The sequence below is a fragment of the Paenibacillus sp. N22P23 genome (assembly GCF_059383735.1).
The window spans coordinates 778,041-794,304 of sequence record NZ_JBXENT010000002.1; the positions used below are offsets into that span (position 1 = coordinate 778,041).

General features: G+C 45.3%; 9 protein-coding genes and 1 pseudogene. 3 read left to right on the plus strand and 7 right to left on the minus strand.

What is annotated here, in order from left to right:
• Positions 1–9: 9 nt before the first annotated feature.
• Positions 10–1,278, minus strand: coding sequence for an alkaline phosphatase (locus AC506A_RS13955; RefSeq protein ID WP_495461598.1), 1,269 nt, complete (start codon positions 1,276–1,278; stop codon positions 10–12).
• Between the two features lie 194 nt (positions 1,279–1,472).
• Here AC506A_RS13955 and AC506A_RS13960 point away from each other — a divergent pair, with 194 nt between their 5' ends.
• Positions 1,473–1,925, plus strand: a complete 453-nt coding sequence (locus AC506A_RS13960) for a cupredoxin domain-containing protein (RefSeq protein WP_495461599.1) — start codon at positions 1,473–1,475, stop codon at positions 1,923–1,925.
• Between the two features lie 426 nt (positions 1,926–2,351).
• On the opposite strand, the gene AC506A_RS13965 is transcribed toward AC506A_RS13960, so the two are convergent.
• Complete coding sequence (locus tag AC506A_RS13965; RefSeq protein ID WP_495461901.1) at positions 2,352–2,888, minus strand: nucleoside/nucleotide kinase family protein; 537 nt, start codon at positions 2,886–2,888, stop codon at positions 2,352–2,354.
• A 232-nt stretch (positions 2,889–3,120) separates the two neighbouring features.
• Between AC506A_RS13965 and AC506A_RS13970 the strand changes: the two genes are divergently transcribed.
• On the plus strand, positions 3,121–4,260 hold the full coding sequence (locus tag AC506A_RS13970) for a GntR family transcriptional regulator (RefSeq protein ID WP_495461600.1): 1,140 nt from the start codon (positions 3,121–3,123) through the stop codon (positions 4,258–4,260).
• A gap of 123 nt (positions 4,261–4,383) precedes the next feature.
• Entirely contained in the window at positions 4,384–7,131 is a 2,748-nt protein-coding gene (locus tag AC506A_RS13975) for an alpha-mannosidase (RefSeq protein ID WP_495461601.1), read from the plus strand.
• Between the two features lie 369 nt (positions 7,132–7,500).
• On the opposite strand, the pseudogene AC506A_RS13980 reads toward AC506A_RS13975, so the two are convergent.
• The 5 genes and pseudogenes from AC506A_RS13980 to AC506A_RS14000 form a co-directional block, all read right to left on the minus strand.
• Positions 7,501–7,764: pseudogene (locus AC506A_RS13980) on the minus strand (IS110 family transposase); the annotation flags it as partial.
• A 266-nt stretch (positions 7,765–8,030) separates the two neighbouring features.
• Positions 8,031–8,183: a hypothetical protein gene (locus tag AC506A_RS13985; protein ID WP_495461602.1), complete on the minus strand. Its 153-nt coding sequence runs from the start codon at positions 8,181–8,183 to the stop codon at positions 8,031–8,033.
• The gene (locus tag AC506A_RS13990; protein WP_495461603.1) at positions 8,170–8,676 is read right to left on the minus strand and encodes a phage/plasmid replication domain-containing protein; all 507 of its coding nucleotides are present in this window, start codon (positions 8,674–8,676) and stop codon (positions 8,170–8,172) included. The genes AC506A_RS13985 and AC506A_RS13990 overlap by 14 nt, the downstream gene beginning before the upstream one ends.
• Before the next feature lie 111 nt (positions 8,677–8,787).
• Complete coding sequence (locus tag AC506A_RS13995) at positions 8,788–9,456, minus strand: helix-turn-helix domain-containing protein (protein WP_495461604.1); 669 nt, start codon at positions 9,454–9,456, stop codon at positions 8,788–8,790.
• Positions 9,457–9,937: 481 nt separating this feature from the next.
• Positions 9,938–16,045: a S8 family serine peptidase gene (locus AC506A_RS14000; RefSeq protein WP_495461605.1), complete on the minus strand. Its 6,108-nt coding sequence runs from the start codon at positions 16,043–16,045 to the stop codon at positions 9,938–9,940.
• Positions 16,046–16,264: the final 219 nt, after the last annotated feature.

Consider the following 16,264-nt stretch of genomic DNA (forward strand, 5'->3'; position numbering starts at 1 on the left):
ACAATCCGCTTATCTATGAGCTTTAAATCCCAATGCCTGCATCAACTTATTGAAAATTTCCGTATTCTCGTAGCTGCCTGCGAACAACTGCGCATTCTTGCCCATCACAGTTACAGGAACATCAACTGCTGTATGACCGGAAGTTGTCCAGTCTACCACAAAGTTATGCTTGGAGTTTGCGATGGCGAAAGGACCGTCTTCCTTGGAGATGCCGTCACCAGTCTCATCGTTAGCATCCACTTCTTCAATGGAGAAACCGCCTGTTTCATGGTCGGCAAGCACGAGTACAAGCGTATCCGGATTTTTCTTAGCAAAATCCTTCGCGATCTGTACAGAACGATCCAGCTGCTGGCCTGCTTTAATCGTCATTTTCGCATTGTTTTGGTGAGCGAACTCATCTGTGCCTTCCTCTTCTACCATCAGGAAGAAACCTTTCTTGTTGGCAGACAGCGTATCAATCGCCTTCTTCGTCATTTCCGGAAGCGAGACGATCGGGTTATAGATATCCCCTTCACCCTCTGCACGTTGCTGGAACATTTCCTCGTTAGAGAACAAACCTAGAAGCTTACCGCCTTTAGCCTTCTGCATATCCGTCTTGTTCGATACGTAGCTATAGCCCAGCTGTTTCGCTTTCGTAATGAGATTGCCTTGTGTGCCTTTACTCTTCTCAGACGGATCTTCAGCCGGCTCGTCCTTGAATTTACCTGGGTCGCCAGCCGGATACCAGAAATCTTCGCCGCCGCCGAGGAGGACATCAATCTTGCTCTTCGTCAAATATTGCAGCGCGATATCGCTTTGCTTGGAGCGGTCTTCAACATGGGCACCGAACGCTGCACCGGTAGCATCTGTTACTTGGCTCGTTGTAACAACACCCGTCGATTTACCTGCATCCTTCGCGTATTCCATAACGGTTTTGACTGGTTTCTTGTCGGCATCCATTCCGATAGCGCCATTGTATGTTTTCACTCCGCTGGCATAAGCAGTCGCGGATGCTGCTGAATCTGTTACCGGTACAGTTGAGCTTGTATGAATAAGTCCTACGAAAGGCATCGCATCCATCGCCAGACTGCCTTTCTCACCGACAGTAGCCAGCCGAATTGCGTTACGCTGCGCTGTACCCATGCCATCCCCAACGAACAGAATGACATTTTTCGTTTGCGAGGAAGCTGCTTCTGCCTTGTCAGTCGACGGTGTAGCCAAGATGCTTGTCACAACAAGCGCTGCTGCCGCTGTTGCAGCAAGTGTGCTTTTCAATCCGATTCTTTGTTGCAAACTCATTTCCCTACCTCCTAGTAATCGTTATTTCTACTTGAGTTTACAAATAGTAGATTAAGAGGATGTAATCTGGATATGTATTTCTTGTTAAGATGCCCTAAATCTAAGCGAAATTTAATCCATTCTTTTCATATTCTCTTCATCTACCTATGCTAAGATGGGGAATGATTCCAAAATAGTAGAGGAGTGATAGAAACATGAAAGCCAAATTCGTCACACTTGCGGCGGCATTACTACTTATTGCAGCACTAGCCAGCGCCTGCGGGAACAACAACGGCAATAACGGCAACAACAATGGTAACAGCAATAATGGAGAGAATGAAAGCAAGGCTACTAACGAAACTTCCACGAACACGACAACCGTAGAACCAGCCAGCGGATCCACAGTAGAGATTAAGCTTGAGGCCAAAGATTTCGAATATGATCAGCAGGAAATTCACGTGAAGAAAGGCGATCATGTCAAAATCACCCTTCACAGCGACGACGCTGGTCATGGTTTCTCGATTGCTGATTATAATGTAGACATCAAAGGCGATGGCGAAGGCGAATTCGATGCAGCAAATGCAGGCACTTTCGAATTCCACTGCTCCGTGATGTGCGGATCAGGACATCGCGATATGGTCGGCAAGCTGATTGTTGACGAAGCATAACGATTGATGGTTTACCAAATAGTAATGGCTGCCAGAGAAAGTAGTCTCGGGCAGCCACTTTTTGTCTATACACCATCATGAACAAAACTTTAACGGTTGTCAGCGTGGTTATTTCATGAAAATAAGCCTTTTTGAAACTCTAGCGGTTGTGACAGACGTTATTTGCAGCAAATGGGTCGATTCCTAGTGGAAAACGTTTAAATAAGCTCGCTGGCAACCGTTAGAATATAAAATGAGCAAATGTATGCCAAATAACCACTGTCACAACCGTTAGCGGTGGAAGGCGACAAAGCATGCGCTCTTCGCGGAAGTACAGAACATATAGGACTTTGCTCTCGCGCCATGCCGGAAGCTAACAAAAAGACGTTGTATTAAACGTGGGTTTCTCGACACACTGAATGGCTGCGCATCAATGCGCAGCCATCTTTATTGGAGTGCGTGTAGAATTTGATCGACCATCTGTGATGTATTCTGCGTACCATCAAGGACGATGTCTGAGTTTGGCTTTACGCTTCTTAACATCTCCAGGTAAGCATCCCTGCCGCGGGATAGATAGTTCGTTAACTCATGCCGCAAATCATCCATGGACCGATAATTATAATCACGCAATATCCTTCTGGCTGCTGCAATATCTAGAGGCGTATCTATAAATACCGTCAGATCAATGAACTCGCGGATGTCGTTATTCAGATAGGCAAAAGGATAATCGAGCACAAGATAATGAAGCTCAGCTTCTTGCAAATAGAGCTCGATGTCTTTCCTAAGCGAGGTCAGATTCCATTCGTTATAATCGGCTCCTCGTTCCACCCAATCACAAATGTCCTCCGGGCTATCCTCAAAGTCATAATCGTCAAAATATAAAGCTTGTGCATACTCTAATCGTTCAAGCAGCAGCTCGGTCAGCGTCGTCTTCCCGCCTCCGGAAACTGCAGCAATTGCAATTACATAAGGTTTTCCGTCCATCATTGCCCTCCAGAATTGTGTTCATGTTCATGTTCATGTTCATGTATGTTCCGATATGGGACATTTTTCCCCATACCTTGCAAGCATAACACAACTGTCATAAATTGGAATGGGCTTCCACTCCCTTCAGACGCTTCTTGCGTCATGCATGACCTCTATTGTACAGGTCCTCCAACTTGCATTATACTAATAAAATATATATTAATGAGACGGATCGGTTTGGAGGATCAGCGTGAAAGATCATAGACCCCGCTATCAAATCTTAATCGACTACTATACGGACCGGATTGCATCGGAGGAATTGCGTGCAGGCGATAAGCTCCCGACTGGGCCGGAAATTGCCGAGCAGTTCGGCGTGAGCGCCATTACGGTTACCCATGCGATGCGGCAGCTGGAAACGGATGGTCTGATTAAGCGAATTAAGAAAAAAGGGACCTTCGTAACGGATAGAACGCCGCAGCCCCAGGCTGGTACTAACACGGAACCAGGAGGTGCGGCACCTCAAGCCTCAACGCTGCCCATTCCCGTCATCTCGCTCGTTATGCCGTTTAGCGAAACGATCGGATATGAGATCTTCCGCGGCGTAGAGGAAGAGTGCGCTGCACAAGGGCTGTACGTCACGTTCCACAATTCCAAATATGACGACGTGGTTGAGCGGAGCATTATTCAGAAGCTTGCCAAGGATCGCGTCAGCGGAATCATCATCTATCCGGTGTCCAGCTACAAGAATATCGACGTCTTCAGCCATCTTGCCATCGAGGGTATCCCGTTCACGCTTATTGATCGGAACATCGAAGGGCTGGATGCGCCGCTAGTCGTTTCAAACAATATCGAAGCAGGCTACAGCCTTGCTTCACATCTCATCCAGCTTGGTCACACACGGCTAGCCTTCGTATGCCCATCGTGGAAAGAAGCTGTATCCGTCAGCGATCGTTACAAAGGGTACTGCAACGCACTCATTGAAGCGGGCATTCCGCCTCAGCCCGAATGGCTGATTAACCTGGAGGAGCTGAAGGTGAACAAGGCAGCCGGCAATCCATACGATGTGCTGCTCGACCATCTGCTTGCCCTAACACCAACACCTACCGCCGCTGTGGCCGTGAATGATTTTACCGCAACCGGTCTGCTCAAAGCTGCACTCCAGCGAGGAATCGGGGTACCGGAGCAGTTATCTGTTACCGGCTTCGACAATCACTCCTTCACCGAACATCTAGAGGTACCGCTCACAACAGTCGAGCAGGATTTCTACAGTATTGGCCGTGAGGCGGCGAAGCTCGTCTTAGCTCCGGCACAAGAACGCAGCGGCTCGAAGTTAGTGCTCGGAACGAAGCTGATTGTGCGACAATCGACCAGTAAACCTACCTTCCCATGACGCTTGAGCGTTCATGGGATTTTTTTATATATATTTTAATAAATACGGATTTACAATAATTAGGGATCGACTTATGATTAAAGTATATTTTAATAATCATAAGAAATGAGGTTCTGCCCCTCTATGTCGAAGCCAAAAGCAATTATACATGTTATTTCGCACACCCACTGGGATCGTGAGTGGTATATGCCTTACGAGGCGCATCATGCCAAACTGATTCAAACGATGGATGGCCTGCTCGAAATTATGGATCATGATCCAGAGTTTCGCAGCTTCTACCTTGACGGGCAGACAATCGTGCTCGAGGATTATTTGCAAGTTTATCCCGAGAAACGCGAGAAGCTCATTGCACTTGTCCAAGAAGGCAAGCTCTCTGCCGGCCCTTGGTATATTCTGCAGGATGAGTTTCTGACCAGCAGCGAGGCTAATATTCGCAACATGCAGATTGGACATCGTGACGCGAAGGCGTATGGTCCTGTCTCTAAGCTTGGCTACTTCCCCGACTCCTTCGGTAACATGGGGCAAGCTGCTCAGATATTGCAGCAAGCCGGTATTACGACTGCCGTGTTCGGCCGCGGCGTGAAGGCCACCGGTTTCAATAATAGCGTATCGGAAGCCTTGGACCTCGAATCACCTTTCTCGGAGCTGCACTGGGAATCGCCGGATGGCTCGCGGGTACTCGGCATCTTGTTTGCCAATTGGTACAACAACGGCATGGAGATCCCCGAGGAACCGGCAGCAGCGCGCAAGTTCTGGGACAATGCCATCGCGAGTGCGTCTAAGTATGCTTCTACGCCGCATCTGCTGCTCATGAACGGCTGCGATCACCAGCCTGCTCAGGCGAATTTATCTGCTGCACTTCGGACGGCGCGCGAGCTGTACCCGGACTATGAATTCATTCATTCCAATTATGATGATTACGTCGCAGCCGTGCAGTCTACTTTGCCTGAGACGTTAAGCACAATCAGAGGTGAGCTTCGCGGTCAGCGTACCGACGGCTGGTACTCCCTCGTCAATACGGCCTCATCGCGTATCTATATCAAGCAGCTCAACCAAGAGAACCAGACGATGTTGGAGAAGATCGCTGAGCCCTTGGCTGCTTTTGCCCATGTGAATGGCCGCCCGTATCCGCATGGACTGCTCAATTATGCGTGGAAAACGTTGATGCAAAACCACCCTCATGACAGCATCTGCGGCTGCAGCGTCGATGAGGTTTACCACGAAATGAAAACACGCTTCGAGAAGAGCAAAGGCGTTGCGGCTGCTGTCATCGCAGACAGCTTAGCTCATTTGAGCGCACAGATCGATACGGCTGGCTTCGCTTCCATCGGCTCGGAAAGTGCACCATTCGTCGTATATAGCACGAGCGGATACGCGCAGAGCGGCGTTGTCACAGTGGAACTCGAGCTTGGCCGCCGTTACTTCAAGTCGGGCGAGAGCCCAGCGAATAATGCGAAGTTTGTCTCGGAACACACGACGGCTGAAGGTTATCTCGTGAACCATCTGGGCGAGAAATTGGATTTCACAAGCGCAGACCTTGGCGTACGATTCGGCTATGATTTGCCGGACGATAAATTTAGGCAGCCGTATTTTGCCCGCGTTATTGCTGTAACGTTCGAGACAGAAGCACTGCCTGCGATGGGGTATTCCAGCTTCGCATGGATTCCGGCTGCACAATCGGCAGTAACGCCAGCACTGTCAACTTCGCTCATTGTTCACGAGAACACGATGGGGAATGCCTACCTCCACGTTGCGATCGACGTTGATGGAAGTCTGACGATTACGGACAAACGAAATGGTAAAACGTATACCGGGCTAGGCGTTTACGAGAATGTCGGCGACATCGGCAACGAATATATTTTCAAGCAGCCGGTTGGCGACACTGCCATTACAACGAAAGGGCTATCAGCGCAAGTGTCCGTTGTTGAAGACACGCCATACCGGGCATCCTTTGAAATCACGCATACGTTCGATATTCCAGAACGGGCCGATGAGCGACTGGAGCAGGAAATCGCCACGATGGTGAACTTCCTGGACCGGAAAGCTCAGCGTTCTGCAAAACGAGTACCAATTACCATTGTGACACGCGTAAGTCTCAGCCGTTCCGAGGAAGGTGTTCGTGTTCAAGCGACTTTCGATAATCCTGCGAAGGATCACCGTCTGCGCGTACTGTTCCCATCGGGCGTTACAGCAGCGAAACACTACGCCGATTCCATCTTCGAAGTCGCTGAACGTGCTACAATTCCAGCTGAGGAATGGGTTAATCCAAGCAACTGCCAGCATCAGAGCGCTTTTGTCGATGTGCATGAGAACGGACGCGGTTTGACCATTGCCAATAAAGGTCTCAATGAATATGAAGTGCTGCGTGACGGAAGCGGAACGATTGCGGTGACGATCCTTCGATCAACCGGCGAGCTCGGTGATTGGGGCGTATTCCTGACACCGGATGCGCAGTGCCTCGGCCCAAATGTTGCGGAATGGATGATCCTCCCTCACGGGGGCAGGGATTCGCGATTCGCCGCTTATCAGCAAGCTTACGGTTTCCAAGTGCCGATGCAGGTCAGCCAAACAGGCGTACACGAAGGATCGCTGCCCGCGCAGCAAAGCTTGCTCGCTTGGAGCGCTGCCGGTTCAGGCCTAGGCCTCTCCAGCGTGAAGATCAACGAAGAGCGCGGCGATCTAATCGCCCGCTGGTATAACCTCTCCGGAGAGCACGCTGAGCTTACGGTAAGCTCGCAGCTACAGGGCCGACTTTACGAGAGCACTGTGCTCGAAGACGCGAATGCAACGGGCGACTTAGGGACTGACGGCTATGCTACCGTGCCGGTTCAAGGGTATAAGATCATCAGCATTGGGATGAGCGCTAAGTAATAGAATGTGAACCTAGAAAAGGCAGTCTGGGACGGTTTCGTCCTGGACTGCCGTTATTTGTTATAAATATTTTAACTTTACTTGATATTACGGATATACACGATACCATCAAACTTGTAAAGAACCTTAACCGTCCATCTCGGACGTTTTTTTCTATTAGAACTGTCTTCAACCGCCACGTCGGGCAAAAGATAAACCACATGCAAGTTAGTTACATTCGCATGTGGCTGATTTGTTAATCTTCACTTATATTCAAGTAATCATGAAAAAACAATTTTTCTACAGTAACTTGTGAACCAAATATATTTACGTTTTTCTTTATTGAGGGGTCGCAAATCACTTCATTCATCTCTGAATAACTCAAACAGTGACTTCCTTTACCATACAGCCCTTCTCTGTCAGATACACCGCCATTGCTATGCCAAAGCCGCCCACGTCCTCCAAGCCGTAGACAACGGACATGCCCTTCTTCGTATATTTCTTGACTTCCTTTTCAAGCTGTGGAAACGCTGTTGGCTTATTATCGAACTTGATTTCTCCTAGCTTTTGATTCCAACAGTCAATAATTACTGACGTATGATGTTGTTTGTGCAGGTCTACACCCACGTAGACTAGTTTATCTGGTTGTATCATGCCGTTCACTCCTCGTTGTTGGTTGAATTGAATGGTTACTGATGGGCAAAAATCGAAATTTCTAACCCATGAGTAACCACCCAATAGGGATGGTTTGGAACAAAGTCGATAAATCAAGTCGCATCCTCAGTTCGAGCGGACGAGCCGCAAAGACACGTTAGCGAATCATGATTACCTTCTTTACTCCGATTAAATAATTGCTTGGTGAAACCCCTCGGCTTCTATGCCGCTGTAGCGGTAAATCCTTTGGTAGAAGTCCTTACGGTCTAAAATCCGTTTGGGTGGCAGTGTAGATAATTCGGCAGATAATACGTGTTGTTCTTTCGGCCTTGACTGACTAGAATCATCTTCTTGTCATCAAGTTCCTTGATATGCCGCTCTATTGACTTGGAACTACATCCGACATCACGAGCAATCATTTCGATGGTAGGGTAGCACAACGTAGCTTTTGTTCTTGTATACTACGGTCTGGTCTTGGTTGTACGTAGTCGTATTCTTATAGGCTAGTTGCTGCTTGCCTAATAGTCTTACGTAATCTCCAACATTGCTGCCGACTTGAAAATTCCAGCAAACATCACAACGAATTATAGTCCATTCCTCATGCGGAATCTGAATATGAAATAATTGCTGAATCCTGTCTTGTAAGCTATCTAAGAATAGCGGAATGTCTGCTTCGGTAAGCATCGTCACGTTGTCGCCGTATAGAAACTTAGGTATGGAGACTTGAACATATAGTGTTTGGCTGCTCTCGATATACTTGATGAATGGTAACTTTTCATCGTATATCGTATAGCTTGTACTTAATGCACCTGTTTCCTTGCTAAGGAATGTAACCGACTTGGCATTGTACTGATTCAACAGGTCTGATTCAATGTAGACTGGTCTTGCTTTCAGTTTTACTGTGTCAAACATAAGTAACCTTCTCTCTATTTTGTAGTAATCTAATATCTTGGATGGGATTGGATATGTTATAAGATTAGACAACATGGTTACATCGTCCTCACCTCCCTTCAAGTTTACTTGTTAATCTTTCATCCAAAGCAAATCATACTTTTTCAGAAGCTTAAACAATTCATTATGAAAGCTTACTTCCTCTTCATTCCATACCGTAAACCCTGTAATACCCATGAAATACATCATGGAACGTAACGCTTCAATACGCTTATCATGCTTTCTCTCCCATTGCTGTTGTTGCTCGGCATCCAGATCATTGAGAACAGATTCATTTAACAAATTCGAAGTCCTTTCCAGTATCTCAAGTGCTTTATTTCCCTTATCATCAGCATTGAGTTCATGATATAAAGCACCATGGAGCGTAAGAATAATCCTCTCCATCTTCAACTCATCGTACATCATTCGCTTCTCTTCTTCATAAGGGTCAATCGATCTTGTATATTCATGTTCATTTCCGTCAGTATCGGTAAAATAGTCTGGTATATCAAACGAATCTCTTTTAGAAACTCGATTCAGATAATCCAGTCGTAGCTCAATTTCTTCAATTTTCGTTAACTCTTTTTGGAAAAACTCTGTTTCCAGTTTGAATAGCTTAGATAGGGCATCTAATTTGGCTTTTGGTATGGGTCTACGCTTGCTCAACCAATCCGTAACAGTTGAAGGTGTAATCTCCAGCTTCTCAGCTAACTTCTTATAAGTTCCGTTGTAAAGTTTTACGATGTATTCAAGACCGATCATAGTTATCACTCCATCCAAAAATGACGTATCGTTACGTCTTGAGATAACTACACCACTTGACGTATCGATACGTCAATAAGATATGGAAATATTTTTTCAAAATGAAAAACCACATGGAGTTGTTACACTCACATGTGGTCGTTTGTGGTTCTATTCAAATGTTATTACTGCATGTAAATCCATTGAACATAATAATATAAATATACAACATTCAAGATTATTGATAGTAAACACATTATCACTGAAATTTTCTTTAATACCAATATTAGTATGGATCCAAATACCGCTAAGAAAGATATTAGTCCCGATACTAACATGTAACTTGAAGGAATAACATAAAATATCCAGATTATCCCTCTTACAGTAAGCTCACTTGTTGTTAAAGTACCAATGCTGGAATAAATCAGCATTGCCAATAAGTTTAAACAACCGATATACAAGAATGAATATCTTAGTTTTATCATATTTTTCCTTTCTTACATCACCATATCAAAAGATAGACCCATGTCGGTAATCCTTCAGAAGTATTCCCCCACGAAAACCACGGATCAACATCATACATCTTATGATTGTCATAATCATCAGGTCCAAAATAGTTATAAGTCCCCATATCCACTGAATTATTATTTTCTGTTAATAGGACATTTCCTGGACTGTACACTAACTCGAAGTGACCATCGGCAGAAACATATTTTCGATTATTAGGATCAGTAAATTTATGGAATGCTGCTTGCTGGACAGGTAACTCTTTGAATTTCAGATTATCAGGCACCTTTTCCTGCAATGTTTCAAATTGAGCCCATGTGAAATTTAAGTTTAGTTCATTTCTAAAGTAATGTTCTTCTTGTGTTAATTCCCCTGTTGGTTTAGTTGGCATTGCTTTAATGTTTTCATCAACAGTTGGAAATTCCCCTCCAGTAGTTTTATACTTATTTTTCCTAAAATCCTCGGCTAGTCTGTGAAAATTATCTTTTGAGGCTTGATTATCAGTCAAGTACCACTGCTCGGTCAAATTCATCAAGTGAGAATATGCCGCAGGAGCCATTCCACCATTCTCGTACATATTCATTTCTTCTTGAGTAATGTGTCCTGTCGGATCAACATGCGTCAACGGATTATTATGAACATACGTATACAAATTCAAACTCAGCGGATTATCTATCTGCCCTTCATACGTATCCTCATTAATAAACCGTCCAATACTTGGATCATACCAGCGGGCACGCAGGTATTGCAATTTTGTCGTACCGTCCCAGAACTCCCCGGAGTAACGGAATGGATTTGTAATCGTACCGCTTTCAATTACGGTAAGCGGATTCCCCCATAAATCGTAACTATAGGTGTTAATCTGCTTCCCGGTACTATCTGTTAATCCCGTTACATCTCCATGTTCATTCATCAAATAGTAGGATGTCGTGTTGTTCACATCAACTTGGCTGATTAGCCCACGTCCGCGAACATAACGCTTCTTAAAGGTTACTGTTCCTCCTGTCACCGTACCTTCTGCAATAATGACACTTCCATCGTAGTAGTAGCGAGTTGTAATGCCATTCTCCGTCCGCTCTACCAGCAAATCGTCACCATTATACTTGTACGTTACCACCTTACCATCCAGCATGGTTACTTTCTTCAAGCGATTCCACTGATCATATTCGTACTGCCCTTCCGGCTGGAGGACTGTACTGTCTGATTGCATCGTCAAACGGTTGCCTCGCTTGTCATACGTGTACGCTTCATGAAATAGATCCGATGTCGCGATCCGGTTCAGCGGATCGTAGTTGTAGTTCGCAGTTGTTGTCCCTTCTTTGCGGATTTGCATATTCATATTCGCGTCATAGGTAAAATCATACGTATTAATTGCTGTGCCATCCGGTTTGTTTTGCTGCAAGCCCCCGATTTGAGTGCCCTTATAGCTATAAACCGACATTACGTTGTTGCCTTGTTTGATCGTCTCTAATTTCCCATTCTTCTTATACCCGTAATCCGCGACTAACTGAGTGCCATCGAGTACTGTATCGAGCTGATTTCCGTCATCATACGTGTAGGTGATCTTCTTGTTGAACGGATCGGTTATACTTGTACGATTGTCGCGATCGTCGTAATCGTACGTCATCATTTTACCATCCGGGAACTTCACCGTTTCCGGTAAGCCTGTAGCCGGCTTATATGTAAAATAAGTAATACCTGTATTATCTTCCATACTCAATCGTGCGCCATCTTTAAAGTAGTCATACGTAATCGTTTCACTTGGACTGATTCGTTTTTTCAACCAATTTCGGTCCGTGTATTGGTAGTTTAAGATAATACCATTACGATCAATCTGCTTGAACATGTTCCCGTTCGCATCATAATATTGCGTTGTTATTTGGCCCAGCACATCCGTCTGCTTAATCAGCAGCCCCCGTTCGTCGTACTGCTTTATCATTTGATTGCCATCCGGGTATTGGATATTAGTTAATTGGTTCAACACATAACTGTATTGCGTTAACTCGCCTAAAGGATTGGATACACTGACAAGCTTATTAAGCCCATTGTATCCGTAGGTGGTTATCAAGTTCTTGCCGTCCTGCCTCTGCGTAACATTGCCTGCGTAATCGTAGGTTAGCGTCTCCAGCACCGCTACACTGGATGTCAGTTCTTCATTCTTCCATACCCGCCCTATAACATCGAATGTGGAGCGTATCTTTACACCTTCTGCATCTTCAGCGGTCTGAGTGAGATTAACATCATCATATTGCAAGTTTGATGAGCGGCTCAATCTATTCGTAGTCTTTATCGGTCTGTTCCAAGCATCATACTCCGTACTCTCCCGCTTGCCGGAAGCATCCTCAATCCAATTACTACGCCCAAACTGATCATAGCCGAACTTACTTTTGCTCTTATATTGTCCGTTCTCGTAGACACCCATTTCTACCTTTAATCCAAGCGAATTCCACTTGGTCGTCACTTTACGATTCTCTTCGTTCGTGACGTCCATCGTATTGTTTGCATCGTCGTATGCAATAGAGACCCACGTTGGCGTAGCAGTATTGACATTGTAAGTCGCCTTTGTCGGCCGTCCGAGCACGTCATACTCATACGCTGTTTCTTTCCCATTACCATCCGTTAATTTCTTCAACAAACCGGTTGTCGTATCATATTCGCCAAATGTGGAGACGGTCGAGACGACGTTATCGACATCGCTTACTTGCTGGCTTACTTTCGTTAAAAAAGCATTTTTTAAATTGCTGTTATATTCCGAATTCACGACAATTTCTCTATTCAAGTCTTTGACTCGCGTTACAATGACGTTACCGTATGAATCATAGTCAGTATTCACCTGTTGAAGCAGCTTTCCCGCCGCATCCATATCTTTGACTGTCATCTGCTTCACGCTTCCGTTTGCGTTGCGAACATATTCGGAATATTGCTTTTTACTCGTGCTAAGAGGTACAGTTACATTCGCGAGTAAATGAGAAGTAGGATCGTATCCGTACGTCGTCGTAGCGCCAATCGGATTTGTGCTTGATGTGACATTCCCATAATCGTCATATACATATAAGCTTCTTACTGTCGGAGAAGATTGATTGGTAACCGTGTTCTTGTAAGTCGTCGAAATAGTATTCGGTATAGGAAGCTTCCGCCCCTCATCATACACATAATCTGTCGTCCGCTGACCTGCTCCGGTTACCACAGTTCGCGTATTGAAATAAACAGATGGAGTTGAACTGTTAATATAGGTTTTCTTGGTGTCAAATGTCGTTTGGGTTAGTTGATTATCAACCGTTACTGTAAATGATGCAATAGAGCCGTTCGAACTGCCCATATCCCCCGTATAGGAGAATAGCTCCTGATTATACACATCATAGTTTTGATCTGCTCGCTTTACCTGCTCTCTTCGTGAGTGAATACGGTAGACTTCGTTCACAGCACCAGGTCCTACATACCTAATCACTGGCGATGGCTCATACTCATATACGGTTTCCGCCAACGTTGGATATATAATCTTTTTCAGCAATTTATAGTCATTGGTCGTCGTAGGTGTCGTACCGAGACGATTAAACTTTGCAGGCAACAACAAATACTCGTACTTTGTTTCTCGTCCTTTGACGTCTTTTACTTTCGTAAGCATTTCCTTCTGATCCTGAATTTCTTTGGTATATTCAATCGTTCGACTTCCCTGGGTAATGGTGACTTTGGTTGTAGTATAACTAATTGAGATGCTATTGCCGATGGCATCTGTAATGGAACTAAGCACTTTCCCGTATGTCGCGTTTTGACTGTACTTGAAATCAATCGTGTTCCCGAATGCATCGGCAATCCGGAGAATTTCGCCGCTGCTATTAAAATATTGTTTCATTCCGCTAATAGAAGTGAGTGCATTGACAGACGTTTCTCCGTTGACAACGACTGTGGAATTAGCAGAGTAAGTTAAATCCTTCCAAGGATATCCTTTCAACGTTGTTCCGCTGATTTCATAACTTCCGCCATCTGCAAAATGGAGAATCTTTATGCCATCCTTAGTATCCACATATGGAATATTCCATGACCAGCCTTTACCAATCGGGAATTTCTTCTCCTCCACAGGAATTGGCGTATCGTTTGCAGTTGTGCTTCCTGATACCGGTGTGATCGTCGGATTCGGGCTGGTCGAATAATAATAATGAGTGAAGGTATAACCCGTCGAATCTGAGCCACTTAAAGGCGATATACCTAAATCTAATCCCTTCAGGCTATTGATTCGTTGAACAGCAGCGTCTGCCTCCGATGATGTTAGATACGTGTCGTCTAAAAACGTTGGCCCTGCCGATTTGCTTCCTTCCGTACTGCCTTCGGTAATAGGCGCGGTAGGTGGTCCCGTATAATAATCATGATATCTCCACTTGATATTGCTCGCACAGCTCGAATACGTACCAATTATTTCAGGATGAGCATTTGCAGCGCTAGTTGCGACCGTTTTCATCGCATACGGTCCCGCTGTCACATCGATGTTGGAAATCCATATAGGTGAAGTACTTTGCATAACTCCTGTCGTACAATTGACTTCTTCTACATACCGACTATAAGGCTTATGCACGGTATAGTTTAGAGTGCCAGTCGCCACTTGTGTGTTAAATGTGACATCGTAGCCAACCGTACGTGGGACTAACTTTGTACCTAAATCAAAATACTGGGAAGCTGAGCTATCATAATGTCGAACTAGCGAAAATGAAAGGCCATTACGTCCGGGAATTGAAATATCTTTCTCCGTACGGCTTATCCCACCTGATAAGGTTGAAACGGACTCTTGTTCGGAGCCAATTTTGAAAGGCGCTTCATCCGGATTGACATTTACACTACTAATTTGCTCGTCAGATGCCGATACTTTGTCATTTAAGGTTTCATCATCTATCACCGGAAGATCGATTACGCTGGGCTTCTCCTCTGTCGGTTCTCCATCGTTCACAAAGCCTGCTTTCGCTTGTTGCAGCGATTCGTCCAAGCTCAGATTGAGTCTTTTTAAATAGAACAATGCTCGGTGAACTTCTTCTAAGGTATAGCCTTTATCCAATAATAGCTGAATCCAATCCTGAGTTTCTTCGTAAGCTTCACTTAGCATTAATTTCGTGATTGCAACTGCCGGTTTTGGCAGCTGTGGATCATTAGGCACAGAAGTTTCTTCTCTACCAATCTGATCTTCTGCTGTTGCTTCTTCCCCAAGTACAGCTGCTCCTATATTAACAATACCTCTTCCATACTCTGTTGCGATTCCCAGCGGAGTGGCGGTTTGACTCAAAACTTCTCGTATCTGCTTGTTTGTTAATTCCGGCTTCTTGCTCTTCACAAGTGCAGCCGCACCGACGACTTGGGGCACAGCCAGCGAAGTACCGCTCTTGATACTATACGCCCCATCCAGTGCCAGCCCCCGTATATTGACGCCTGGAGCTACCAATTCCAGTTCATTTCCCATATTTGAGAATAGAGCTCGCCGGTCTAGTTCGTCGACAGCTCCAACTGCGATAACGGAATTAAACTTTGCTGGATAACTAATTTCGCCGCTTCCCTCGTTTCCGGCCGCAGCAACGAGCAGAATACCCTTCTCGTAAGCTAGGTTCATAGCCTCTGCCATTGCGTTAGAATATGCGGTCCCCGAGAAACTCATCGATACAATATCCATATGATTATCAATCGCCCACTCAATACCTTCAATAACTTGACTGTAATACCCTTCTCCGTTCTTATCCAGCACTTTCACGGCATAGAGTTCTACACCGGGAGCGACGCCGATAAGCCCATTGTCGTCCCGAAGTGCAGCCAGAATGCCAGCGACAAAAGTACCATGACCATTCTGATCGGTGTAATCCAGTTCTTCGGGTACAAAAGATATGCCGTTCGATATGTGCAGCTCATTTGATTGAACGTTAATTCCAGTATCCAGTAAAGCCACTTTTACTCCAGTACCCCATACATTAGCTTGGTAGGCTTGTTCGACTTGAATCTGCGAGAAGCCATCCAACACTTCATCTGCCGACTTAATAACCGGATAATCCGGCTCAAGATACTCCACATTCGCGTCCCGTTTTAACGCAGCCACATCTTCTGCATTTAGCTCCGTTCTCGTGAGCGACATGTGTTTATACCTCTTACCGACATGCTTTTTCCTTGTTTCGAGAGTCTGTTTACCTCTATCCGCATTTTTGAACTTGATTATGTATGGTTGCTCGGTTTTGATATTCTTATTGTCGTCTGGCTTAGCCAGCACTTCGGACAAGTTTAACGAAGTTAGCAGGACAGCGAATATTAGTAAGAGTATGCCCGCTTTGGCTACATATCGCTTCATTGTGAATTC